This is a genomic window from Ornithinimicrobium murale (assembly GCF_003352835.1).
GTDB classification, from domain to species: domain Bacteria; phylum Actinomycetota; class Actinomycetes; order Actinomycetales; family Dermatophilaceae; genus Ornithinicoccus; species Ornithinicoccus muralis.
Genome location: NZ_QLVD01000011.1, coordinates 37,691 through 60,687 on the forward strand (window position 1 = coordinate 37,691; position 22,997 = coordinate 60,687).

22 protein-coding genes are annotated in these 22,997 nt (G+C 70.1%); 4 read left to right on the top strand and 18 right to left on the bottom strand.

Translation table 11 applies throughout. From position 1 onward, the window contains the following. Positions 1 to 13: 13 nt before the first annotated feature. Genes DPQ65_RS04780 through DPQ65_RS04790 form a run of 3 tightly spaced genes read left to right on the top strand, consistent with a single transcriptional unit; the run spans position 14 to position 2,419 of the window. Positions 14 to 469, top strand: coding sequence for a GNAT family acetyltransferase (locus DPQ65_RS04780; RefSeq protein WP_114906280.1), 456 nt, complete (start codon positions 14 to 16; stop codon positions 467 to 469). Position 470: 1 nt separating this feature from the next. After that, positions 471 to 1,778: a sensor histidine kinase gene (locus DPQ65_RS04785; protein WP_114906247.1), complete on the top strand. Its 1,308-nt coding sequence runs from the start codon at positions 471 to 473 to the stop codon at positions 1,776 to 1,778. After that, the gene (locus tag DPQ65_RS04790) at positions 1,775 to 2,419 is read left to right on the top strand and encodes a response regulator (RefSeq protein WP_114906248.1); all 645 of its coding nucleotides are present in this window, start codon (positions 1,775 to 1,777) and stop codon (positions 2,417 to 2,419) included. The genes DPQ65_RS04785 and DPQ65_RS04790 overlap by 4 nt, the downstream gene beginning before the upstream one ends. 33 nt (positions 2,420 to 2,452) lie before the next feature. Here the strand turns inward: DPQ65_RS04790 and DPQ65_RS04795 are convergent, their stop codons facing one another. The 13 genes from DPQ65_RS04795 to DPQ65_RS04855 all read right to left on the bottom strand — a co-directional run bounded on the left by DPQ65_RS04795 (position 2,453) and on the right by DPQ65_RS04855 (position 15,359). Then, positions 2,453 to 2,680, bottom strand: a complete 228-nt coding sequence (locus DPQ65_RS04795; RefSeq protein ID WP_114906249.1) for an RNA-binding S4 domain-containing protein — start codon at positions 2,678 to 2,680, stop codon at positions 2,453 to 2,455. A 61-nt stretch (positions 2,681 to 2,741) separates the two neighbouring features. Beyond that, on the bottom strand, positions 2,742 to 3,842 hold the full coding sequence (locus DPQ65_RS04800) for an ABC transporter permease (RefSeq protein ID WP_162802012.1): 1,101 nt from the start codon (positions 3,840 to 3,842) through the stop codon (positions 2,742 to 2,744). A gap of 52 nt (positions 3,843 to 3,894) precedes the next feature. Further along, a complete protein-coding gene (locus tag DPQ65_RS04805) occupies positions 3,895 to 4,554 on the bottom strand; it encodes an ABC transporter ATP-binding protein (protein ID WP_114906251.1) in 660 nt (219 codons plus the stop codon). A gap of 1 nt (position 4,555) precedes the next feature. Beyond that, positions 4,556 to 5,629, bottom strand: a complete 1,074-nt coding sequence (locus DPQ65_RS04810) for a peptidoglycan-binding domain-containing protein (RefSeq protein WP_162802013.1) — start codon at positions 5,627 to 5,629, stop codon at positions 4,556 to 4,558. 180 nt (positions 5,630 to 5,809) lie between these two features. Next, entirely contained in the window at positions 5,810 to 6,610 is an 801-nt protein-coding gene (locus DPQ65_RS04815; protein WP_114906253.1) for an HTD2 family dehydratase, read from the bottom strand. Further along, positions 6,610 to 7,500 (bottom strand): HpcH/HpaI aldolase/citrate lyase family protein, encoded by an 891-nt coding sequence (locus tag DPQ65_RS04820; protein ID WP_114906254.1) that lies wholly within the window; start codon positions 7,498 to 7,500, stop codon positions 6,610 to 6,612. The genes DPQ65_RS04815 and DPQ65_RS04820 overlap by 1 nt, the downstream gene beginning before the upstream one ends. After that, on the bottom strand, positions 7,497 to 8,678 hold the full coding sequence (locus DPQ65_RS04825) for an acyl-CoA dehydrogenase family protein (RefSeq protein ID WP_238146687.1): 1,182 nt from the start codon (positions 8,676 to 8,678) through the stop codon (positions 7,497 to 7,499). The genes DPQ65_RS04820 and DPQ65_RS04825 overlap by 4 nt, the downstream gene beginning before the upstream one ends. A gap of 95 nt (positions 8,679 to 8,773) precedes the next feature. Then, on the bottom strand, positions 8,774 to 10,084 hold the full coding sequence (locus DPQ65_RS04830; RefSeq protein WP_202863012.1) for an MmgE/PrpD family protein: 1,311 nt from the start codon (positions 10,082 to 10,084) through the stop codon (positions 8,774 to 8,776). Further along, positions 10,081 to 11,241, bottom strand: a complete 1,161-nt coding sequence (locus DPQ65_RS04835; RefSeq protein ID WP_114906255.1) for a CaiB/BaiF CoA transferase family protein — start codon at positions 11,239 to 11,241, stop codon at positions 10,081 to 10,083. Before DPQ65_RS04835 ends, DPQ65_RS04830 begins: the two co-directional genes overlap by 4 nt. Positions 11,242 to 11,535: 294 nt before the next feature. Then, the gene (locus DPQ65_RS04840; RefSeq protein WP_114906256.1) at positions 11,536 to 12,816 is read right to left on the bottom strand and encodes a TRAP transporter large permease; all 1,281 of its coding nucleotides are present in this window, start codon (positions 12,814 to 12,816) and stop codon (positions 11,536 to 11,538) included. Next, entirely contained in the window at positions 12,813 to 13,454 is a 642-nt protein-coding gene (locus tag DPQ65_RS04845; protein WP_114906257.1) for a TRAP transporter small permease, read from the bottom strand. The genes DPQ65_RS04840 and DPQ65_RS04845 overlap by 4 nt, the downstream gene beginning before the upstream one ends. A 64-nt stretch (positions 13,455 to 13,518) precedes the next feature. Beyond that, positions 13,519 to 14,562, bottom strand: a complete 1,044-nt coding sequence (locus tag DPQ65_RS04850) for a DctP family TRAP transporter solute-binding subunit (RefSeq protein ID WP_114906258.1) — start codon at positions 14,560 to 14,562, stop codon at positions 13,519 to 13,521. Beyond that, a complete protein-coding gene (locus tag DPQ65_RS04855) occupies positions 14,559 to 15,359 on the bottom strand; it encodes a GntR family transcriptional regulator (protein ID WP_114906259.1) in 801 nt (266 codons plus the stop codon). The genes DPQ65_RS04850 and DPQ65_RS04855 overlap by 4 nt, the downstream gene beginning before the upstream one ends. 125 nt (positions 15,360 to 15,484) lie before the next feature. Here DPQ65_RS04855 and DPQ65_RS04860 point away from each other — a divergent pair, with 125 nt between their 5' ends. After that, positions 15,485 to 16,738 carry an MFS transporter gene (locus DPQ65_RS04860; RefSeq protein ID WP_114906260.1) on the top strand — a complete coding sequence of 418 codons (1,254 nt, stop codon included), beginning with the start codon at positions 15,485 to 15,487 and terminating at the stop codon, positions 16,736 to 16,738. Between the two features lie 33 nt (positions 16,739 to 16,771). Here DPQ65_RS04860 and DPQ65_RS04865 read toward each other — a convergent pair whose 3' ends face one another. The 5 genes from DPQ65_RS04865 to DPQ65_RS04885 all read right to left on the bottom strand — a co-directional run bounded on the left by DPQ65_RS04865 (position 16,772) and on the right by DPQ65_RS04885 (position 22,937). Further along, positions 16,772 to 18,463 carry a hypothetical protein gene (locus tag DPQ65_RS04865; RefSeq protein ID WP_114906261.1) on the bottom strand — a complete coding sequence of 564 codons (1,692 nt, stop codon included), beginning with the start codon at positions 18,461 to 18,463 and terminating at the stop codon, positions 16,772 to 16,774. Positions 18,464 to 18,624: 161 nt separating this feature from the next. After that, the gene (locus DPQ65_RS04870) at positions 18,625 to 19,731 is read right to left on the bottom strand and encodes an ABC transporter ATP-binding protein (protein ID WP_114906262.1); all 1,107 of its coding nucleotides are present in this window, start codon (positions 19,729 to 19,731) and stop codon (positions 18,625 to 18,627) included. Between the two features lie 35 nt (positions 19,732 to 19,766). Continuing rightward, the gene (locus DPQ65_RS04875) at positions 19,767 to 21,089 is read right to left on the bottom strand and encodes an ABC transporter substrate-binding protein (protein WP_114906263.1); all 1,323 of its coding nucleotides are present in this window, start codon (positions 21,087 to 21,089) and stop codon (positions 19,767 to 19,769) included. Between the two features lie 103 nt (positions 21,090 to 21,192). Next, on the bottom strand, positions 21,193 to 22,044 hold the full coding sequence (locus tag DPQ65_RS04880) for a carbohydrate ABC transporter permease (protein WP_238146688.1): 852 nt from the start codon (positions 22,042 to 22,044) through the stop codon (positions 21,193 to 21,195). Then, entirely contained in the window at positions 22,041 to 22,937 is an 897-nt protein-coding gene (locus tag DPQ65_RS04885; protein ID WP_114906264.1) for a carbohydrate ABC transporter permease, read from the bottom strand. The genes DPQ65_RS04880 and DPQ65_RS04885 overlap by 4 nt, the downstream gene beginning before the upstream one ends. Between the last annotated feature and the right edge of the window lie 60 nt (positions 22,938 to 22,997).

The window sequence follows — 22,997 nt, forward strand, 5'->3', positions numbered from 1 at the left end:
GCACACTCGTGTCGTGGATCTTCGTGAGCTGCTGGCGGACGAGGCGGACCGTGCGGTCGCCCTGTGGGAGGAGTGCGGGCTGACCCGCCCGTGGAACGACCCGCGCGCAGACCTGTTCCGGGCCCTGTCGGGGGAGACCTCCACGGTGCTCGCTGCCGCGGAGGCGGGCCAGCTGGTCGGCACCGCGATGGTCGGGCACGACGGGCACCGCGGCTGGGTCTACTACCTGGCGGTCAGTCCCGAGCACCGCCGGTCGGGGGTCGGACGGGGGCTCATGACGGCGTGCGAGCGGTGGCTCAACGACCACGGTGCGCCGAAGGTCCAGCTCATGGTGCGCCAGGGCAACACCTCGGTCGTCGCGTTCTATCAGGCGCTGGGCTACACCGATCAGGAGACGCTGGTCCTCGGACGCTTCCTGGACCCTGAGCTGGAGCGGCGGCGCCGGGCCGGCGCGGGTGGGCACGACTGACATGACCGAGGTGGGAGCCGCCCTTGAGGGGCCGGAAGGGCGGTCCGAACCTCCCTCAAAATGGGCAGAGGGCGGTCCGAACCTCCCCAAAAATGGGGTGGCGGGGTGGCTGGCGGTGGGGCGGCACACGCTGTTCGCGCTGCTGCTGGTGATCGGCACGGTGCGCGCGGTCGGCTCGGGCGCCGACCTGCGGTGGCTGGTTCCCCTGGTCCTGGTCACGACGATCTGGTATGCCGTGGGCACCGCCTGGCGCTCGACGTTCGTCACGGCGGGGGCCGGGCCCTGGTGGTTGCTGGGTCTCACGCTGCTGTGGGGCGGGCTGGTGGTGGTGTCCCCGGACTTCGTCTGGGTCGCCTTCGCCCTGTGGCTGCTGTCGGTGCACCTGATGGCGTTCCCGTTGGCGGTCCTCTACTCCGTGCTGGTCCTCGCCGTCGTGATCGGCGTCCAGATCGACCTCGGCACCCACCCGGCCGGAGCGGTCCTCGGGCCGGCCATCGGGTGCCTGGTGGCGCTCGCGGCCTCGCGGGGCGAGCAGCTCCTGGCCCGGGAGGCCGTCGAGCGGCAGCAGCTCGTGGACCGGTTGGTCGCGACGCAGGAGGAGATGGTGGTGCTGCACGACGAGCTCACCCGGACCCAGCGCGAGAGCGGCGCACTGGCCGAGCGCACCCGCCTGTCCCGGGACATCCACGACACCCTCGCGCAGGGGTTCTCCTCGATCCTGCTGCTGGCCCGGGCCGGTGCGCAGCGCCAGGACCCGGCCCAGGTGCACACCCTCCTGCAGCAGATCGAGGAGACGGCTGCAGAGAACCTGGAGGAGTCCCGCCGGGTGGTCAACGCCCTCACCCCCGCGGCCCTGGAGGGGGCCGGGCTGTCCGCGGCGCTGTCCCGACTGGTCGCGAGCATGGCGGAGGAGACCGGGATCGTGGCCGACTTCACCGCCGACGGACCGGAGGCGTCGCTGGCCACCACGCAGGAGGTCGCCCTGCTGCGCGTGGCCCAGAGCGCACTGGCCAACGTCCGCCAGCACTCCGGGGCCACCCGGGTGATGCTCACCCTGACCACGGCACCCGACCAGGTCCGCCTCGACGTGGCCGACGACGGAGCCGGGTTCGACGCGGCGGCCTGGGAGAGCGCCGTGCCGCAGCCGGCCGCACGCGGTGGTTACGGGCTCCGCTCGATGCGCGAGCGGTTGCGCGACTTGGGCGGTGACCTGGTGGTGGAGTCCACCCCTGGTGACGGCACAGTGCTCGGCGCCCACCTGCCGCTGGGCGTGGCCGGCGCCTCGCTCGAGCCGGGGAGGCACCGATGAGGGTGCGGGTGCTGTTGGTGGATGACCACCCGGTGGTCCGCTCAGGTCTGCGGGCGGTGCTGGAGGCCACCGATCGGGTGGAGGTCGTCGGCGAGGCCGCCTCGGGCGAGCAGGCGCTGGCCCTGGTGCCGGGCGCGGAGCCCGATGTGGTGCTGATGGACCTTAACCTCGGCGGCGGGATGGACGGCGTCACGACGACCACCCGCATCCTGGGCGCCGGTCCGACGACGGCGGGCGCGGCAAGGCCTCCGGCGGTGTTGATCCTGACCACCTATGACCACGACGCCGACATCGTGCGCGCAGTGGAGGCCGGTGCCTCGGGTTATCTGCTCAAGGACGCCTCACCCGAGGCGATCGCCGATGCCGTCGCCGCGGCGGCCCGTGGCGAGACGGTGCTGGCCAGCGGGCTCGCGCAGCGGCTCGTCAGTCGGATGCGGGCCCCCAGCGAGCCGACGCTGACCCCGCGCGAGCGCGAGGTGCTCCGGCTGGTGGCCGAGGGCTCGAGCAACCGGGCCATTGCCAAGGCGTTGTTCGTCAGCGAGGCCACGGTGAAGACCCACCTGGTGCACGCCTACGAGAAGCTCGGTGTCGACAACCGGACCGGGGCGGTCACGGTCGCGCGGGAGCGCGGGCTGCTCTGATCGCGACGCAGGGCGCACGCCCCGCCAGCACGATCACGCAGGTTCGGTGGTCACCAGGAGGTCAGCGTCGGCATACTTCACGACCGACCCCGGGCGCACCTGGACGCCCCGCCGCATCACGGTCTCACCGTCGACGGTGACCTCACCGTTCTCGATGACCATCCGGGCCATCACGCCGTCCTGCACCACGCCGGCCAGTTTGAGCAGCTGGCCCAGGCGGATGGACTCATCCCGGATGGGGACCTCCTGCGGCTGGCTCATACCCCCGATTCTACGCGGGGCGCCGCGAGCTCGGGCTACGGAGCCCGGGCTACAGAGCGGGCTACGGGGTGCGGAGCACGCGCACCGGGTCCCGGGTGGCGGCATACAGGGCGGGCAGGACCGCACTGGCGACGGCGGCCAGCAACGCCAGGACCGCGGTGCCGGTGGTGAACTCCCACGGCGGCGACGCCTCGAAGCGGGAGGCGAGCCACAGGCCCATCCCGACACCGAGCGCCGCACCCAGCAGGGCCGGGAACAGCGTCCGGAAGATGACCATCGCCACGATCGTGCCCCGGGTCGCCCCGAGGGCACGGCGTCGGCCGAGGTCCTTGCGTCGCACGAGCACGTCGGAGAGCACCACGATCGCCACGAGCAGGGCACCGGCGCCCAGGACGCCCAGGAGCAGGGTGCGCCCGAAGGTCCCGAGGTCGGCGGCGACCTCGGCCTGCAGCTCGGCCAGGGCGACCGGTGACTCGACCGAGACGGAGTCGAAGTCCGGCGGCGCGACCAGGCCGAGGACCGCGGACTGGGCCGCGGAGGCGACCGAGGAATCGGTCACCACGACATACAACGAGTCAGAGACGGCGGCGGTCTCGGCGGCGATGACCAGGCCCGCGGCATACTGCCCGAAGGGTTCCCGCGGCTCGAAGGCCCCGACCACCGAGTAGTCCCCGACCGCGGTGCTGGAGGCCAGTTCCACCGCCCCGACCGGGTCGTCCATGCCGAGGGCAGTCTGTGCCTGGGCGGCCACCAGGGCCTCACCGGGGCCGGGCCAGCGCCCGGCGGTCAGCCGCAGCACCTCGGACAGGTCACCGTGCACGATCCACGCCGGGACGCGGGTGCCACCGCTGCCGATGACCTTGTTGACGACGTCGACCGGGATCTGCACCCCCACCGCACGCTCGGTCACCGACAGCTCGTGGGTCTGCTGCACCACGGCGGGGGTGAGCAGGTCGCCGCCGCGGGTGTCGGTGACCACCAGCAGGCGGGACCCGGCGGCGTCGAGACGGTCAGCGACCTGCTGCTCCGCGGCCGCGGTGCGCCCGACCGTGGCCAGGGTGGTGGCGCACATGATCGCGACCAGCATCGCCACCAGGGCGGTGGGCACCTTATTGGCCCACGCGGTGGACAGCGCCTCGCGCAGCAACGAGGTGAACCTCACGACCTCCACCTCATAGCGTCCACCCCGCGGGGCCCACCCCACGACGTCCACCTCATAGGGCCAGCACCTCGTCGGCGTGCTCCAGCACGAAGGGGTCGTGCGTGGCGATCACGACCGTCCGGCCGTCGCCCTCCGAGCCGTCGCGGCCGTGGCTGGTGGCCCGGGTCAGCGCGGCCAGCACGCCCTCGGCGTTGCCGCGGTCCAGGTTGCCGGTGGGCTCGTCGGCCAGGATGACGGCGGGGTCGGTGACCAGCGCGCGGCACACCGCGACCCGCTGGGCCTGGCCGCCGGAGATCTCCCCTGGCTTGTGGTCCGCACGCGCGGCCACGCCCATCTGCTCCAGCAGCTCCCGCCCCCGCGAGCGGGCACGACCAGCCGACCATCCGGCATACAGGGCAGGCTCGATCACCGAGTCCAGGATGACCCGGGAGGGGTCCAGGGCCGCGTCCTGGAAGACGAAGCCGATCTGCGCCGCGCGCACCCGGGAGCGGGTGGTGTCGGAGACCCGGCTGACGTCCTCCTCGTCCAGGACCACGGCACCGCGGGAGGGGGTCAGCATCAGCCCCAGGACGTAGAGCAGCGTTGACTTCCCCCGACCGGACGGCCCGGTGACCGCAGTGACCCTGCCGGGGGTGAATGCGTGGCTGAGCCCGTTGAACAGCTCCTCCCCGCCGCGGGTGTAGGCGAAGGACAGGTCACGCACCGAGAGCACGTCAGCCCTCCGTGGTGGTGGCCTCGTCACCCGGGGCGGGTGCGGGCGCAGGGGCGGGCGAGCCGGCTGCTCCGGCCAGCGCCTGGACGCGGGTGCCGACCTCGATGCCGTCGACGATCGCGACTCCGCCGCCGGAGCCACGGACGGTCACCTCGGTCTCGCCCGCCTCGGTGATGACGTATGCCGACCCGTCGGCTCGGGTGTGCACCGCGGCGGCGGGCACGGCGGTGCCGGAGATCTCCGGCACGATGACGATCTCGGAGCGCAGGGTCACTTGCGCATCGCCGGGGAGGGTGCCGCAGGCGTCAGCACAGACCGGGCCGCCGTCCGGTGCGGCGAGGGTGAACTCGGTGTTGCCGAACTCATCCTGCTCGGAGCTGCTGATCACGGCCTCCCAGACCTGGTCCTGCCAGGTGACCTCCACGGTCGCCTCGGCCGGGATCATCCGGGCCTGGTCCTGGGTGACGACCAGCACGAAGTGTTGCTCGCCGGTGGGGGCCAGCACCGCCTCCTCACCACCGCCGAGCGTGGCGCCGCGGACGATCGACTCGCCGAGCTGGACGACGGTGGGCAGCCGGTCGACGGCCACCAGCCGACCCAGGGGGATTGTCCCGGTGTCGTCCAGCCCGAGGTCGTCCTGCCAGTCCTTCACCGCTTGCTCGGTGCGCCACCCGAAGTCGCCGTCCGGCTCCTGCGCCTCCAGGTAGTCGAGGTCGATGAGGGCCTGCTGCAGCTGGGCGACGTCCTCACCCTTGGTCCTGCGGGCCAGATCACGGTAGAACGGCACCTCGCCCTGGACCACCCGCACCGGGGTCCCGGCGACCACATAGATCGTGTCGCCCTGGGTGACCTCGCCCGGGGACGTGCTGAGCACGACGCCTCCCACCGCGTTCGAGGCGACCGTGCGGGCGGGCTGGCGCAACGTCGTCGACAGCGGCAGCGAGCGGCCCACGCTGGAGGAGGTCGCCTCCGCCCAGACGACGTCCGGAGCCGCGGCCTCCGCGCTCTCGGTCTGTGGCTCCAGCGTGGCCCGTGCCGCCCACCAACCGCCCCCCACTGCGAGTGCGAGTGCCACCAGGCACACCACCGCGACCAGCAGGCCGCGCCCCCTACGCCGTGCCGCCATGCTCCCCGTCCCGTCCCTCGATGGATCGTGCACGGCCCTTACTACCGCACGGAGCATTGTCCCGCTGGGGCTCGGTGGACAATGTGATCCGATCGTGACCCCGACCGGCCCGCCGCTCTGGTGCCGTCGTTAGCTCAGGGTGCTGACCGCACAGATGGCACCGGCCGCGCTGCGGGACTCGGCGCCCTGCTCCAGGCCGTCCTGGCCGGGCACGATGCTCAGCGTCTGCGGCCCGACCATTGGCGAGATCAGGCGATAGCCGTAGGTCTGCCCCACCAGGTCGATCCCTTCGCGCCGCATGTGGTCGCCCATTAGCAGCGCCTGCAGGGGACCGTGGATGACGAGCCCGTCGTAGCCCTCGGTCGGCACATAACCCAGGTCGTAGTGGATCCGGTGGGTGTTGTAGGTCAGCGCCGAGAACCGGAATAGCATCCGCTCATCGACAGCCAGGCTCAGCGTCGGTCCGGCCGGCGGGGTGGGTGGCTCAGGAGCGGGGGGCAGGGCGCCGGTGCCGGGGGCGCGGTAGACGATGTCCTGCTCCTCACGGATCACCAGCTCACCGCCCTGGCTGATCTCCAGCAGCACGGTGACGAAGGTCAGGGGGCCGGTGCGGCCCTCCTTCTCGACCGTCTTGGCGATCGAGGTCACCTTGGTCGCGGGCTCGCCGATGACCAGCGGACTGTATGTCGTGACTCGCCCGCCCGCGAACATCCGGCGACGCCCGGGGCCGGGTGGGGCGGGGAGCCCGCTGGTCGGGTGCCCGTCGGGCCCCAGGTCGGACTGGAGTCGGCGATCCAGGAGGTACATCCAGTGCCACAGCGGCGGCACGGGTGCGCCGGCCGTGAACGGGACCCGCACCTCGAGCATCGCGGCCAGGGACTCCACCGGTTCGGCAGCGATCACCTCGGTGCGGGTGGTGGTCTCGGTCATCAGGTGTCCTCAACTGGTCGGGCGGACCCGGCGGCGGAGCCCGCCCGGCCGATGATTCCTTCGGCGCGCGCCACGACCGGCGCGTCCACCATGTCGCCGTCCACGCGCACGGCGCCCCCGGCGGCAGCGGCCTCGATCACCCGCTGCGCCCAGGCCACCTCCTCCTCCGAGGGGCGGCCGGCCGCGTGGGTGGGCTCCACCTGCTTGGGGTGGATCAGCAGCTTGCCGGTGAGCCCGAGGTCGCGGGCATAGGCCAGGTCGTCGGTCAGGGCCTCGGCGTCGTCGAGGGCGGTCGTCACGCCATCGATCGGTCCGGGCAGTCCTGCTGCGCGAGAGGCGAGCACGAGGGTGGAGCGGGCCAGGAGCACCGCCTCCCGCCCGTTGCCGCTGCCCAGGTCGACCGCATAGTCCAGGTGGCCGAACGCCAGCCGGGAAACACCTGCGGCGGAGGCGATTTCGTGCGCGCGGACGACGCCCAGCGCCGACTCCACCAGGGCGATCACCGGCACTCCGGTCAGGTTGGCGACACTGCTGGCCAGGTCCGGGTCGTCGGCCTTGGGCAGCACAACGGCCAACAGTTCGGAATCCGGTGCGATAGTGAAGGTTCCGGCCAGCGCATGGACATCGGCCTGGTGCTCCGGACTGTCGGCCGCGTTGACCCGCACGGCCGCTCGTCCGCCTTCAGTCAGCCACTGGACGACGGCGTCCCGCGCCTGCGCCTTCGCCTCCGGTGCCACCGCGTCCTCCAGGTCGATGATGACGACGTCAGCCCCGCTGGCCACCGCCTTGTCGAAGCGCTCCGGCCGGTCGCCGGGGACGAACAGGAATGAGCGTGCCTGCTGGACCACAGCGCCAGTGGCGCTGGTCTCGGGGAGGTGAGCGGGCGTCATACCGGGTCCACGTTCCCGCGCTTGACCAGCTGCCGCGCGATGACGTTCTTCTGGATCTCGTTGGTCCCCTCGCCCACGATCATCAGCGGTGCATCGCGGAAGTAGCGCTCCACGTCGAACTCGGTGGAGTAGCCGTAGCCCCCGTGGATCCGGATGGCGTCCAGGGCGATCTCCATGCCGACCTCGGAGGCGAACAGCTTGGCCATGCCGGCCTCCATGTCGGCGCGTTGACCGGCGTCGAAGGCCCGGGCGGCGTGGAGCGTGAGCTGCCGCGCGGCGACCAGCTTGGTGGCCATCTGCGCCAGGTAGTTGCCGATCGACTGGTGCTTCCAGATCGGGACACCGAAGGACTCCCGCTCCTGGGCGTACTGCAGGGAGTCCTCCAGGGCGGCCCGGCCGACGCCGAGCGCGCGCGAGGCGACCTGCAGGCGGCCGACCTCCAGCCCCTTCATCATCTGGGCGAACCCGAGCCCCTCCTCGGTGCCGAGCAGGGCCGAGCGAGGCACCCGCATACCGTCGAATGCGATCTCGCAGCTCTCCACGCCCTTGTAGCCCAGCTTGGGCAGGTCGCGGGACAGGTGGAAGCCCTCCCGGCCGTCCTCGCCCTCCTTCTCCACCAGCAGGATCGAGACCCCCTTGTGGCGCGGCTCGGCCTCGGGGTCGGTCTTGACCATCAGTGCGATCAGCTCGGCCTTGCGGGCGTTGGTGATCCAAGTCTTGGAGCCGTTGACCACGTAGTCGTCACCGTCGACCCTGGCGGTGGTGCGCATCGCCTGCAGGTCCGAGCCGCCGCCGGGCTCGGTGAGGGCCATCGTGGCGCGCAGCTCGCCGGTCGCCATCCGGGGCAGGTAGGCGTCCTTCTGCTCCTGGGTGCCGTAGGCCAGGATCAGCTTGGCGACCACGGTGTGCCCACCCATCGCGCCGGCCAGGCTCATCCAGCCGCGCGCGAGCTCCTCGGTCACCAGGCAGTAGGCCGGCAGGCTCACCTGCGCCTCGCCCCACGGCTCGGGGATGGCCAGCCCGAAGATGCCCATCTCCTTCATCGCGTCGATGAGCTCGGCGGGGTAGGTGTTGGCGTGCTCCAGCTCGCTGGCGACCGGCTTCACCTGCTCGGTGACGAACTCCCGCACCAGGCGGACGATCTCGACCTCTTCCTCGGACAACATCTCGGTGCTCATCGGTTCTCCTGTCAGACCATTTTTGGGGAAGTTCGGACCGCGTCCTCCACCTTCTTGGGGAGGTTTGGCACACTGTCGTGCCTGCGGCGTGAGGGTCAGGCGCCGGGCGCCAGGTGCGTGGACAGCAGCCGGGCGCCGGTCGCCCAGGTGATGTCGGACGGGGAGACCCCCGTGATGCCGCCGAGCTGCAGGCAGTCCTCCACCTTGGCGGTCATCTCCTGCTCCGTGGGCGGTTTGCCAGGGGAGCCGGGCGGTAGGTCGAGCGACCCGGTGACGGTGCGGCCGTCGGTGAGGTCCACCTCGACGTCCACCGCGCCGACGAGGAGGCCGTCGCCGGTCTCGTCGGTCAGCGTGATCTCGGTGAGCCCGACCAGGCGCTGGGCCTCGGCGCGCTGAACAGCGTTGTCGCCGAAAGCCTGGAAGCCGGAGTGGGGGTCGAGCAGGGCGGTGGCCGCGGCATACTCCAGGCTGAACTTGCCCTCCAGCCCCGTCTGCGGACGGCTGTGGACCAGCGGGGTGACCGTGCCACGTGGCGTGGTCAGCCGGATCGCGGTGACGTCCTCAGCGGCGACGGGACCGCCGGCTGTTTCGCGCAGCGCGCCGATCGGGCGCTGCAGTGCATAGCAGGCGGGGTAGACCTTGATGGCCAGCCCGTCGGGGATCATCGCCGGGTCCGAGCCGGGGTCGGACACCAGCGGGTGATCGGGGTTGCCGCCGAGCAGCCCCATCCACGACTCGACGGCACGGGGGTCCGCGCTGGCGCCGGCCGCCGCGAGCTGGGCGGCCTGGATGCCGGCCTGGGCGGCCATCCCGACCTGCAGGCTCTTGCCGTCGGTGCCGAAGGCGCGCTGGACGCCGCCCGAGGCTGGGACGGCGAGCGCGATCGCAGTGGTCAGCTGCTCCTCGGTCAGCCCGTGCGCGACGCCGGCGACCACCGCTGCCGAGACCGCGCCGGCGGTCGTCGTGGCATGCCATCCCTGGGTGTAGTGCTCCCAGCCCAGGGCGGTGCCGAGCCGGGCCATCACGCCCGCACCGGCCAGGTAGGCCTGCGCCGCCCGGGCGCCGTCGTGCCCGGCGGTGGCCAGGGCGACGGGCACGCACACGGTGGAGATGTGGGTCGTGGAAGGCAGGTGCAGGTCGTCGAAGTCGATGACGTGCGCCAGCGCCGCCCAGCGTGCGGCCTGGGTCTCCAGGGCGTCGGCGACCGGGCGGATCTCGTGCGTGGCGGCGGCCAGGGCGACCGCGACGGTGTCGAGCAGGCTGCGGTCGGCCAGCGCGAGGTCGCCCGGGGACGGCTCGGTGGTGGCCGCCCAGTGGGCGAGCGCGCCGGCGACGGTCCGGGTGTCGGACGCCCCGGCGGTGGCCGTCGGCCCCTCTTCGGTGCCGATGGTGTCAACGGTGCTCACGGGGTGCCTCCTGTGGCGGGTGCGAGGCCGAGTTCGGCCAGGATCTGGTCGGTGTGCTCGCCGACCTCGGGGATCGGGCCCATCACCGGGGTGGAGCCCTGGAGCGTGGCCGGGGGGATCAGGGCGCGGAGCCGGCCCACTGGCGACTCGTAGTCGACCCACCGGTCCCGGGCCTCCAGTTGGGGGTGGGCGGCCAGGCCGGCCAGGTCGCGCAGCAGCGCGTTGGCGATGCCGACCTCCTCGAGGCGGGCCGCTGCCTGCTCGGCGGTCAGGCTCGCGAAGGCCTGCTCGATCTCGTCGGTCAGCTCGGCGCTGTTCTCCACCCGGAGGCTGTTGCGCTCAAAACGGGGATCGGTGGCCAGGGCGAGGTTGCCGAGCACCCGATCGCAGAAGGTGGCCCACTCGCGCTCGTTCTGGATGCCGAGGAAGACCTGCTGCCCGTCGCCGCAGTGGAACGGGCCGTAGGGCGCGATGGCAGCATGCTTGGCGCCGCTGCGCCGGGGGTCGCTGCCGCCATACAGCGAGTAGTTGAGCGGGAAGCCCATCCACTCCGCCAGCGCCTCGAGCATCGACACCTCCAGGGTGGCTCCCTCGCCGGAGCGCTCGCGCTGGAACAGGGCGGTGAGGACGCCGGTGTAGGCGTACATCCCGGCGGCGATGTCTGCCACGGAGATGCCGACCTTGGACGGCTCGTCCTCGGTGCCGGTGATCGAGACCAGGCCGGCCTCGCACTGCACGAGCAGGTCGTAGGCCTTCTTGGTGGTGTAGGGCCCGCCGGGTCCGTAGCCCGAGATCGAGACGTGCACCAGGCGCGGGTTGGCCGCGCGCAGGGCCTCGGCGCCCAGACCCAGTCGCTCGGCGGCACCGGGGGCCAGGTTCTGGACGAAGACGTCGGCCTCACGTGCCAGGGCGGTGATCGCCTCCTGCCCCTGGGGGCTCTTCAGGTCCAGCGCGACCGACTCCTTGGAGCGGTTGAGCCACACGAAGTGACTCGACATGCCCTTGACGGTCTCGTCGTATCCGCGGGCAAAGTCTCCGGGTCCGGGTCGCTCGACCTTGATGACGCGCGCGCCCAGGTCGGCGAGCTGGCGGGTCGCGAACGGCGCGGCGACGGCCTGCTCGAGCGAGACGACGGTGATCCCGTCGAGTGGGTTCATGAGTAGTCCTCCAGAAGATGTCAGGCCATTATTGCGGAAGGGCCGTACATTTTGTCAACGAGACGTGCGCCACGTTGCGGAAACTCGGCTGGGCGCGCCACACCGTGCGCTCGGTGGGCCGAATTCTCGCGTGCCCACGCGCTCGGTGGGTGGTTTTCTCGGCACGCCCGTGCGCTCGGTGGGTGGTTTTCTCGCTGCGCTCGTGCGCTCGGTCGGGTGGTGGGGTGGGTGGGTTGGGGTGGGGTATGCCGTGGTGCCGGGTCGGGGAGGCCGGCACCACGGCATACCCCTGGGTCATCTGATGAGCGCCAACGACAGGATCGGCAGGTAGGTGACCAGGATCAGTGCCGTGATCAGCACGCTGGCGCTGGGGAGCGCCGCCTTGGCCACCTGCAGCACACTCATGCCGGACAGGCCCGAGGCCACGAACAGGTTCAGGCCCAGGGGCGGTGTGATCATGCCGATCTCCAGGTTCATCACGATGATGATGCCCAGGTGGATCGGGTCCACACCCATCTCCATGGCGATCGGCAGCAGGATCGGCGCCAGGATCAGGATGGCGCTGCTGGTCTCCATGAAGCAGCCGACGATCAGCAGCAGGATGTTGACCATGAGCAGGAACTGCCACGGCTGCAGGTCCATGCTGGCGATGCCCGTCGTGACCTGGTCGGGGATCCGCTCCGCCGCGAGGACGAAGGTGAACAGGATCCCGTTGGCGATGATGAACATGATCATCGCTGAAGTCTTGGCCGAGGTCAGCAGCACCTTGCCCAGGTCCGCGATCTTCAGCTCCCGATAGACCACCAGTGCCACGATCAGGCTGTAGGCGACCGCGGCGGCCGCCGCCTCGGTCGGGGTGAAGATGCCGCCGTAGATGCCGCCCAGCACGATCACCGGCAGCAGGAGCGCCAGGATGGCGTCCCGGAAGGCGCGACGGCGGGTGCCCTTCGGCAGCGGTTCACCGCTGTGCTCACCGAAGTTGCGGCGCCGGGAGACCCACACGGCCATGCCGAGCAGCATCACGCCGGCCACCGCACCCGGGATGATGCCCGCCATGAACAGGTCACCGATGCTCTGCTCGGTGGCGATGCCATAGACGATCAGGGGGATCGAGGGCGGGATCAGGATGCCCAGCGAGCCGGAGGTAGCGACCAGACCGGTCGAGAACTGCTTGGAGTAGCCGTGCCGGATCATCGCCGGGATGATCAGCGTGCCGACCGCGATCACGGTGGCCGGGCTGGAGCCCGAGACCGCCGCGAAGAACATGCACGCCATGACGGCGGTCATGGCCATGCCGCCGCGGTACTGCCCGACGAGCGCGTTGCCGAACTCGGTCAGTCGTCGACTGATGCCGCCCCTGGTCATGATGTTGGCGGCCAGGATGAAGAACGGGATCGCCATCAGCGGGAAGCTGTTGAGCGCGTTGAACAGGCGCTCCACGACCTGCGTGAGCGGGATGGTGGTGAAGTAGTAGAGGTAGACGAAGGACGTCAGGCCCAGCGCCATCGCGATCGGTGTCGACGTGAACAGCAACGCAAACAGGATCACGAGCAGAGTGATGACCTCGGTGCTCATCGGCCGTCCCCCTTCGTCTCGTCGGGGCCGCTGTCGTCGCGGCCCGGATCAGGGGGCGAGGCACCGTAGGTGTCGCCCGCGCCGGAGATCTCGGCGTTGGAGGCCCGGATCTCCTCCAGGGTCAGGCCCGTGGCCTCCGCCTCGGCGGCCAGCAGGTCCTCGCTTGTTGGCACACCGTCTCGCCAGGTGCGCCACAGCATCTCCAGCGCCCGGAGCAGCATGAGTGTCATGCCCAGGGGCACGGCGAGCTCGACGACCCACAGGGGTAGCTTGAGCACCGGGGTGACCGTCGTGCTCGAGAACGGCTCGAACAGGAGCATCCAGCCCAGGTAGCCCATGATCAGCAGGTAGATGATCGTCACGACGCCCGCCACCAGGGCCAGCCACTTCTTGCCCCGCTCCTTGAAGAAGACGCCGAGGATGTCCACGCTCACGTGCTCGTTGTGCCGCAGCGTGATCACCGCGCCGATGAACGTGGAGTAGATGATGAGGTAGATGACGGCTTCCTCGGTCCAGAACCAGGAGGCGTCGAACTGCCGCAGGATGACGTTCACGATCGAGATCAGCGCAGCCAGGCCCAGGGCTCCGGCGGCGACGACGTTCTCGATGTTCGTGAGCGCACGGTCTAGCTGTTTCACAGCTCACACCCTTCTGTGGTGTGGTGCCGGGGCGGTGCGACCGCCCCGGCACGGTGGGCAGTGGTCACTCCTGGTCGGCCAGGAGCTCGTCGATGATCTCGTCGCCGATCACGTCGCGGTACTGCTCGTAGATCGAGGGCACCACGACCTCCTTGAACGCCTGGCGCTCCTCCTCGGTCCACACGGTGATCTCGGTGCTGCCGTCGGCCTCGATGGCCGCCTTGGACTCGTCGTTCACGGCAACGGCGTTGTCGCGGTTGTAGGTCGAGGCGTCCTCAGCGGTCTGCACGAGGATCTCCTGCAGGTCCTCGGGCAGGCTGTCGAAGAACTCGGTGTTGACGACCAGGATGTAGCCGATGTAGCCGTGGTTGGACTCGGCGATGTCGCTCTGCACCGTGTGCATCTTCTGCGACTCGATGTTGGAGTAGGTGTTCTCACCGCCGTCGATGACGCCCTGCTGCAGCGCCGAGTAGACCTCGGCGAAGGCGATCGCCTCGGCGGACCCGCCCCAGGCCTCGATCTGGCTCTTGAGCACGTCGGAGGGCTGGATGCGGTACTTCTTGCCCTCCATGTCCGCCGGCTTCTGGGTGAGGTTGTTGGAGTGGATCTGCTTCATTCCGGAGTCCCACAGGCCGAGGACCTTCATGTTCTTGGCGGCGAGGTCCTCGTTGGCGAAGATCGCCTTGCCGACCTCGGTGTCCGGCGCCGAGACGCTGGGGATGTCCTCGGGGCCGTCGAACAGGAACGGCAGGTCGAGCACCTGCAGGGCCGGAGCCACCGTGGTGAACTTCGCAGAGGCCGGCGCCAGCATCTGGACCGAGTTCTGCTGGACGGCCTGCATCTCGTCCTTGTCGCCATAGAGCGAGGAGTTCGAGTAGACCTCGACGTCGATGCGGCCGTCGGTCCGCTTCTCCAGCTCCTCCTCGAACCAGATGGCGGCCTTGCCCTTGGGGGTGGAGTCGGTCGTGACGTGGGAGAACTTCAGGGTGAAGGTCTCACCGTCGCCGCCCTCCTCGCCGCCGCCGTCGCGGGCGCCGCCGCAGGCCGTCAGGGCCAGCGCACTGATCGCGATGACACCGGTGAGAGTGCGTAGGGAGCGCCTAGTCATGAGGATGTTCCTTTCGTGGAGGCCCGCTCCGCCATCGTTGGCGAAGGGGTGTTGCGCCGGCGTCCGAGGTGGAGCCGGTGGGTGTAGTGCTCGGGCAGGAAGTCGGAGACGGCCCACTCGACCGCTGCCCCGCTGGCATCGACATAGAGTCGCTCGACGTGCAGCAGCGGGTGGCCGATCGCGCAGCCGAGGCGCTCGTGGTCGACGTCGGTGGCGGCACGGGCGGTCATCAGCTGCTCGGCGCCGTTGAGCTGCACGCCGCGAGCCGTGAGGGCGCCGATGACCGTGGTCGTGGTGGTCGCGCCACCTTCGCCGAAGGTGGGCTCGCCCTCCAGGAGCTGTCCGACCGACGGGGGGAGGTAGACCGAGGTGTGGCAGAACACCGTGCCGCGGTGCCGCCGCACGAACCGCATGACATACATCAGCCGGGAGGACAGACCCAGGTGGTGAGCCGCTTCCGGCTCGAAGCCACCCTCCAACGGGTGGACCACCTCGAGCTCGGTGTCGTCGGACAGTCCGATCAGGTCATCGACCGTCTCGAAGGAGCGTTTGTAGCGCAGGTGCGAGGGGGTGATGAAGGTGCCGCTGCCCGGGACGCGATAGACCAGGCCCTCGTTGACCAGGTCCAGGTAGGCACGGCGAACCGTCTGCCGGCTGACGCCGAACTCCTCGCCGAGCTGGCTGTCCGTCGGGAGTGGCTCACCCTCGGCCCAGCGCTGCTCGCTGATCGCGTCGCGGAGGTGACCGGCGAGCCGGCGATAGCCCGGCTCCTCCGTCCGGCGCGACGTGCGCGACATACTGTCTCCATTGACTGTGGGTGGCGTGATGGGGCGTCACGGATCGATCTGACCGCCATAGACTGGCAAAGGGCAGTACATTTCGTCAATGGCCTGTAGATAATGTTTTGGTAAGGAGTTGATCAGTGGTTCGCAACCACGGCCGCTCTGCGACCGCGTCCGTGATGCTGGGGGCCAGCGCGCTGACCACCCTGGGCGCCCTCCCGCCCTTCCTGGTCGGCGCGCAGGCGGTGCTGATGCAACGGGACCTGGGGTTCGGCCCAAGCGTGCTGGGCGTGGTGGTGAGCACCTTCTTCGGCGTCGCGGCCCTCGCCACGATCTTCGGCAGCGGCCTGCTTGATCGGTGGAGTCGTCGTCGGGCGCAGGTGATCGCCGGAGGACTGGTGAGCATCGGTGGTTTCGGTCTGGCTCTCGGCGTGCACCACTGGGGGATCCTCATCGCCGCGATGGCGGTGCTCGGGCTGGCCAACGCGGCGTGTCAGGGCACCTCGAACCAGACCGTCGCCACCGCGCTGCCGCCACACCGCCGCGGGCTCGGCTTCGGCATCAAGCAGAGCGCTGTGCCCGCCGCCATCATGTTCGGCGGGCTCGCGGTGCCGACCATGACTGCCCTGTTCGGGTGGCGCAGCACCTTCCTGGTCACCGGGGCCTGCGGGTTCGTGGTGATCGCGCTGGCACTCCGGCACCGGGACGACGGGCCGAAGGGGATCCGGGTCAGCGCCGTTCCTAGCCTGGGGGACCGTGCCCCGCGGGTCCCGCTCCTGCTGTGCGGTTGCGCGATCACCTTCGCCAGCGCGGCCGCCAACTTTCTCGGCGCCTACCTGGCCAGCTGGGCCCACCAGGTCGGCCTCAGCGTGGGGCAGGCCGGGCTGCTCATGGCAGCCGGTTCGGGCAGCTCGATCCTGATCCGCGTCTTCGCTGGGCACCGCGCCGACCGGCGCTTCGGTGGCAACCTGGGCATCGTCGCGGCCCAGATGGCCGCCGGTGCGCTCTGTCTGCTGATGATCGGCTTTCTCGATGTGACCTGGGCCGTGGTGGTCTTCGGGTTCCTGTCGTTTGGAGTCGGCTGGTCCTGGCCGGGTCTGTTTCTGTATGCCGCGGCGCGCGTTGGGCGCGACGCCCCGGCTCAGGCGTCGTCCGTGGTGCAGGCGGGAGCCTTCGCCGGTGGTGCCATCGGTCCGGTGAGTTTTGGCCTGCTGATCTCGGCCGTCAGCTTCCAGGGTGCCTGGTTCGTGGCGGCGGGGTCGTTCATCGTGGCCAGTTCACTGGTGCTCCTGGCGCGCAACGGATTTCGCCGGGACCTGGTCCGGCGTCCCCCGGCCAGCCCGTTCGGTTATGGCGGCGGACGGGACCATCCCCGACGGGTCTCTGGAGGCTGACGTCCGAGTGCACTAGCTGGTGACCCAGCCCCGTTAGTGCTCTCGCGAGAAGTTGTTGCTGCTGGTGGCACCGTCCGGGTTTGTCACGGAGACGATGAAGATCTTCCCCTCCTGCGGTGCCACGAACTCGACCGGATAGCCGGCACTCTGCATCCCGGCGTCCAGCCCCTCGCGTCGCCCGTAGTCCGGGGAGAAAACACTGACCTTCGCGGTGGCCTGGTGCACCCGGCCCTCGGTGTCGACATACTTCACGGTCGCCGTGGACCCGGCCAGGTTGTAGCCCGCGAGCCACAGGACATCCCGCTCCGGGAGCAGCGCTGCATTGGTGATCACCGGTGTCGCCCCCAGACGGCGGATCGTCTGGGCCAGGGACGTGCCGTCCACGCGGCAGGTATAGAACGGTGTCCACATGAAGGAGATGTTCTTGGCGGTGTAGCGGCCGAGGCTCTGCACCTGTCGATCTAGCCGGTCCTTGGTGGACTGTCCGCGCTCCTGGCCGGAGCCGCACGCGTTGCCGTTTTCGCCATGCGGAGCCATGCCCTCCACGTTCGACCACAACGTGGCCCCGGTGTCCTGCAACCCCTTGCGGGCGGCACTGAAGGAGTCGCTGACCGGCATCAGATAGGCAGCGTCCCAGGTCTTCTCGCCCACGAAGGCCGCCGTGCGCGGGTCCACCTCGCTGCCGGCCTCGTTGCTGAGAAAGGCCCCGCCCTTGCCGGTGCCCATGCCGTCCTGGACGGCGATCGCCAGGGGCACACCGTGGGCGGTTCCCGCGATCGCCCGCGCACCGGTCGTCGTCCGGGCCATCAACTCCTCCCGGTCCAGCCCGGGGTTGGCGGACCTGCGGTTATCCAGGTAGGGCGAGACGAGGGCCGTTGTGTCCGGGAAGACGCGGGCGATGGCCCGGTTCTGCAGGGCGTACAGGTCCAGCACGGGCCGCCACACCGAGGGCGTGCCCGCCACGGGCATCTCTGTGTGGTGATAGAAGCCTGCCAGCGCCGCCGTCTGACCCACCGACCTGTGGTACTTCAGGAAGCGGTCGGTGAACGCACCGAAGGTGCGCTGATAACTCAGGTCCGGGAGCCAGGCGACGTCGGAGCGCTTCTGGACTGACGGCATACCGACGTAGACCTGCACCCCGGCCCGGTCCGCGGCGCGCAACAGGGACGTGGTGCGGTCAGGAGCCTGGGCGGGACCACCGTGGATGGCGATCAGGTCGTAGGTGCCGTCGGCCGAGGTGCACCCCTCACCCTCGGTGGGGATCAGCAGCAGGGTGAAGCGCTGGCCCTTGCTGGTGAACGTGCGGTCCTGGGGACACTGCAGCGCGGCGCCGGTGAAGCGGCTGTGGTTGGCAAAGGTGAAGACCCGGTTGATCTCGTGCCGCTCGGCGGCGACCGTCGCACACTGCTTGCCCTGGAGCCGGCAGGCGGTGAAGGCGGGATCGACCTGGCCGCCGGTGCGGATGCGGTCCCGGCTGTCGAGGGATCCTGTGCGGAGGGTGGTGCCGAAGGTGACGACCGTGTCGCCGCCGACCTGCTGGACCTGATCGAGCGTGCGGGCGTTGTCCGCGTCGGTGCTGGCCGCGGCCACGAAGAAGCCGCTGATCGGGTGTGCCGCCGGGGCGGCGTGGGCCGTGCCGGGCGTGCCCAGCAGGGCGAGCGCGGGCAGCAGTGCCAGGGCGAGCACGAGGGCCAGCGCAGCGCGCGGCAGAGACCATCGGGGCATGGCCGCAGACCTCCAGGGGACCACTCGGAGACTCGGTGGGTCGGTCGGGTGGGGTATGTGGTCTCCACCACGGTAGGTGAGGGTCCTGCGTGGACCCTGGGTCTGCCCGGCGAGTCCGCACATTGACGGGGTGGGCGGGCTCGCCCGCCGACCGGCCAGGGTCAGACGACGTGGTGGACCCGCTGACCGTCCGAACCGAAGACCAGCTCCTCCTCGGGGTGGACCCGCAGCCGCAACCGCTCCCCGACCTGCACCGCCTGCCGCTTGTCGAGGCGCACGACCAGGTGCCCACCGCGGAGGGTGACGCCGCTGCTGACCTCTGGGTCGACGAAGGCGTAGGTGTCCGACCCGAGGCGCTCCAGCCGCTGAACGGTGGCCTGGAGCTCGTCCTGACTGGCGGGGTCGCCGGCGCCCACGAGGTCGAAACCCTCGGGGCGCAGCCCCACGGTGACCGGCCCGGCGAGGTCCGGGGTGCGCAGCCGGATCCGCAGGGCCGGGCCGAGGAGGACCTCCCCGTTCTCCACCGCGACCCCGTCCAGGAGGTTGATGGCCGGGGACCCGATGAAGCCGGCGACGAAGGTGTTGACCGGGTCCTCATAGAGCTCGGTGGGACTGCCGACCTGCTGCAGGGTGCCGTCGCGCAGCACGCAGACCCGGTCACCCAGGGTCATCGCCTCGGTCTGGTCGTGGGTGACATAGACCGTCGTGGTGCCCAGCCGCTCCTGCAGGTCGGCGATCTGGCCGCGCGTGGAGACCCGCAGCTTGGCATCCAGGTTGGACAGCGGTTCGTCCATGCAGAAGACCTTGGGCTTGCGGACGATCGCGCGGCCCATCGCGACGCGCTGCCGCTGCCCACCGGACATCCGGGCCGGCTTGCGGTCCAGCAGGTCCTCCAGCTCCAGGATGCGCGCCGCCTCGGCCACCCGCTCGGCGATCTCGGCGCGGGGCACCCCGGTGTTGCGCAGGGCGAAGGCCATGTTGTCCCCGGCCGTCATCGTGGGATAGAGGGCGTAGCTCTGGAAGACCATCGCCACGTCCCGGTCCCGGGCCCGCGTGTCCGTGACGTCCTCACCGTCGATCAGGATGCGGCCCGCGGTGACCGGCTCCAGCCCCGCGAGCATGCGCAGCGAGGTGGACTTGCCGCAGCCGGACGGCCCGACCACCACGAGGAACTCGCCCTCGGCGACCTCCAGCTCCAGAGCGCTGACTGCGGCGCGCTCGCTGCCCGGAAAGGTCCGGGTGGCTCGGTCATAGGTCACGGTCGCCATGGGGAGTCCTCGTGGTGGTGCGGGTGGGCAGGGGCTCAGAGCTTGGGCTCGACGTCGCGGGCGACGACCTCCTCGGCCTCGGTCTGCAGCTCGGTGAAGACGGTGCTGACGTCCTCCCCGCCTGTGGTGATCCGGTCCAGCGCGGCCCCGATCATGGCGCCACCACCGGGCACGAACACGCGGGCGTAGTCCTGCGGGGCGATCTCGGCCAGCTGCTCGACGGCAGTGCGGAAGTTCGGGTTCTCGTCCAGGTAGGCCTGCACCTCCTCGGACTCCACGGCGTCCTTGCGGACCGGCATGTAGCCGGTGCCCTGGCTGAAGGTGACGGTGTTCTCCGGGCTGGTCAGGTAGCCGACGAAGTCCATCGCGGCCGCCTTGCGGTTGTCGTCGATGTTCTGGGAGATCGCCACGCCGGCGCCGCCGGTGGTGGTGCGCGGCGACGGGCCGGGGAAGAAGGCCGTCGCCAGGTCGAAGGTCGCCGTCTCGGTCAGGCCGCTGAGCGAGCCCGTCGACTGCAGCAGGGCAGCGGCCTGGCCGGCGGCGAAGTCGCTGTTGGCGTCGGTGGCGATCGCGAAGTGACCCGCCTCGACCTGCTCGGCCAGGAACTCGCCTGCCTCGATCGTGGCCGGGTCGGTGAAGGTCATCTCGAACTCCTCGGAGTAGGCGCCGCCGAAGGTCCACGCCATGCCCTGGAAGTACCAGTCCAGGTAGTCGCTGCCACTGGGCAGGGCCAGGGCCGGCAGGCCGTCGTTGGCCTCGGTGAGCTGGGGGGCCCACTCGGCGAACTCCTGCCAGGTCTCCGGGCCGCGATCGGGCAGTCCTGCGGCGGCCCACATGTCACGGTTGTAGTAGAAGATCGGTGTCGACCGGGCGTAGGGCATGGCGAAGTGCTGGTCCTCATAGAGGTAGTCCTCGCGGAGGGAGTCGACATACTTCTCGCTCTCGATCCCCTGGGACTCCCACAGGTCGTCGAGCGGGGCGATCGACTCATTCAGCATCATCGGGAACCAGGTGACATCGGAGGCGACGACGACGTCCGGCAGGTCTCCACCGGCCTGGGCGGCGTTGAACCGGTTGGCGACCTCCTCGTAGTTCGCGCCCGCAGTGACCAGGTTGATGGAGATGCCGGTCTCCTCCTCGTAGGCGGCAATGACCGCCTCCTCGATCTCCTTGGACCCACCGGGGTGGTTGGACCAGAACGTCAGGGACTCGACGGCCTCGTCGCTGCCGGACGCAGACTCATTGCTGTCGGCGCCCTCGGCGCTGTCGCCGCCGCCGGTGCCGGCGCAGGAGGCGAGCAGGGTGGCACTGAGACCGAGCGCGATCAGGCTCAGGAAGCGGGTGGTGCTGGTGGTCATGACGTCTCCTCTGTGGGAATCGGGGTATGCCGTGTGCTGGAGTGGTCGGGTCCGGACCGTCCGGGTGGGGGCCGGGGATGGATCAGGTCGTTGGTGGGTCGGCTCAGCCCTTCACCGCCCCTGCCGTGAGGCCCTTGATCATGTGGCGCTGCAGGACCAGGAAGACCACCAGGACCGGCAGCATGGTGAGCACGGTGCCCGCCATGACCGGGCCCCAGTTGGTGAACCCCTCGGCGTCCTGCAGCTGGGTGAGTCCGACGGGCAGGGGAGCGGTGGAGGAGTCATCGGCCATCAGCAGCGGCCAGAGGTACTGGTTCCACTCGTTGACGATCGTGATGAGGGTGAAGGCGATGACCGTCGGCCAGGACATCGGGAGCACGACCCGCCACAGCAGGGTAAGCGCCCCGGCGTGGTCCATCTCCGCGGCCTCGATGATCTCGGTCGGCAGGGAGACGAAGTGGTTGCGCAGCAGAAAGGTGCCGAAGGCGACGCCGGCCAGTGGGATGATGATGCCCGCGAAGGTGTTGCGCCACCCGAGCTGGGCCACCAGGGCGTAGTTGCTGATCCAGGTGATCTGACTGGGGACCATGAGCGCGGCGATGATGAACAGCAGGACCACGGTCCGGCCGGGGAACCGCAGGAAGGACAGCGCGAAGGCGGACAGGACGCCGAGGACCACCTGCACGACGGTCAGCACCGTGGTGATGAGCACCGAGTTGCGCAGGAAGTCCAGGAACGGAACGCCGTGGCGGACGCCGTCGTAGTTCTCCAGGGTCACCGGGTCGGGGAACCAGGTGACGGGCACCGTGTAGATGTCCGGCCGCTCCTTCAGGGACGCGGCCACGATCCAGTACAGCGGCAGCGCGATGACCAGGACGACCACGAGCATCGCGAGGTAGCCACTCACCTGGGACAGGACGCCACGGTGCTCGTGCGGGGCGGTGGTGGCACTCACTCGCGGCGCCCCCGCTCCATCAGCCAGACCTGCACCAGGGTGACGACGAGCAGGGCGAAGAACATGATCGTCGCGACGGTGGCGCCGTAGCCGGCCCGCAGGTTGACGAAGGTCTCCTGGTAGATCTGGTAGACCATCGTGGTCGTGCCGTTGCCGTAGGGCCCGCCACGGGTCATCGTGTGGATCACGTCAAAGACCTGGAAGCTGTTGAGCAGCACGGTGATCAACAGGAAGAAGGTGGCCGGGCGCAGCTGGGGCCAGATGACCTTGCGGAGCCTGGTCCAGGGTGAGGCGGCGTCGATCTCAGCGGCCTCGTCCAGGTCTGTTCGGCGGGCCTGGAGGGCCGCCAGATAGATCACGAAGGTGTAGCCGAGGTTCTTCCAGATGTAGGTGACGGTCACCATGAACAGGGCCCAGGCCGAGGACTGGTAAAAGTTCGGTGGGGAGAGGCCCAGCGACCGGAGCAGGTCGGGCACGAGTCCGAAGTTGGGCGTGAAGATGAACTGGAAGGCGACACCGACTGCGGCGCCGGAGAGCACGAAGGGCGCAAAGACCAGGGAGCGGACGACGCCGCGGCCACGGATCTTCTGGTCCAGCAGCAGGGCCAGCCCCAGCCCGAGGGCCATGGAGCCGAGCACGGCGGCGCCGGTGAAGATCACGGTGTTCACCAACACCGTGCGACTGTCCGAGCTGGTGAACCACTCGACGTAGTTGTCCCACCCGACGAAGGACGAGGTCGGGCTGCCCAGGTTCCAACGGAAGAAGCTCAGCCGGATGCTGTCGAGCAGCGGGCGGTAGGTGAAGACGACCAGCAGCACGAGGTTGGGGAGTAGGAGCACCGCTGCGAGCAGCAGGTGCCGCCCTGACCAGCGCCCGACCCTCGTCTTGCTCACGACCCGGAGTGTGCTGGCCCGGTGTGAACCTGCGGCGACCTGCGAGTGGCCGGGTGCTGT

Coding starts and splice junctions, on each gene's coding strand:
- DPQ65_RS04870 (WP_114906262.1), bottom strand. CDS start 19,731: ATGGCGACCGTGACCTATGACCGAGCCACCCGGACCTTTCCGGGCAGC.
- DPQ65_RS04850 (WP_114906258.1), bottom strand. CDS start 14,562: ATGACTAGGCGCTCCCTACGCACTCTCACCGGTGTCATCGCGATCAGT.
- DPQ65_RS04835 (WP_114906255.1), bottom strand. CDS start 11,241: ATGAACCCACTCGACGGGATCACCGTCGTCTCGCTCGAGCAGGCCGTC.
- DPQ65_RS04785 (WP_114906247.1), top strand. CDS start 471: ATGACCGAGGTGGGAGCCGCCCTTGAGGGGCCGGAAGGGCGGTCCGAA.
- DPQ65_RS04825 (WP_238146687.1), bottom strand. CDS start 8,678: ATGAGCACCGAGATGTTGTCCGAGGAAGAGGTCGAGATCGTCCGCCTG.
- DPQ65_RS04820 (WP_114906254.1), bottom strand. CDS start 7,500: ATGACGCCCGCTCACCTCCCCGAGACCAGCGCCACTGGCGCTGTGGTC.
- DPQ65_RS04875 (WP_114906263.1), bottom strand. CDS start 21,089: ATGACCACCAGCACCACCCGCTTCCTGAGCCTGATCGCGCTCGGTCTC.
- DPQ65_RS04795 (WP_114906249.1), bottom strand. CDS start 2,680: ATGAGCCAGCCGCAGGAGGTCCCCATCCGGGATGAGTCCATCCGCCTG.
- DPQ65_RS04855 (WP_114906259.1), bottom strand. CDS start 15,359: ATGTCGCGCACGTCGCGCCGGACGGAGGAGCCGGGCTATCGCCGGCTC.
- DPQ65_RS04840 (WP_114906256.1), bottom strand. CDS start 12,816: ATGAGCACCGAGGTCATCACTCTGCTCGTGATCCTGTTTGCGTTGCTG.
- DPQ65_RS04815 (WP_114906253.1), bottom strand. CDS start 6,610: ATGACCGAGACCACCACCCGCACCGAGGTGATCGCTGCCGAACCGGTG.
- DPQ65_RS04865 (WP_114906261.1), bottom strand. CDS start 18,463: ATGCCCCGATGGTCTCTGCCGCGCGCTGCGCTGGCCCTCGTGCTCGCC.
- DPQ65_RS04790 (WP_114906248.1), top strand. CDS start 1,775: ATGAGGGTGCGGGTGCTGTTGGTGGATGACCACCCGGTGGTCCGCTCA.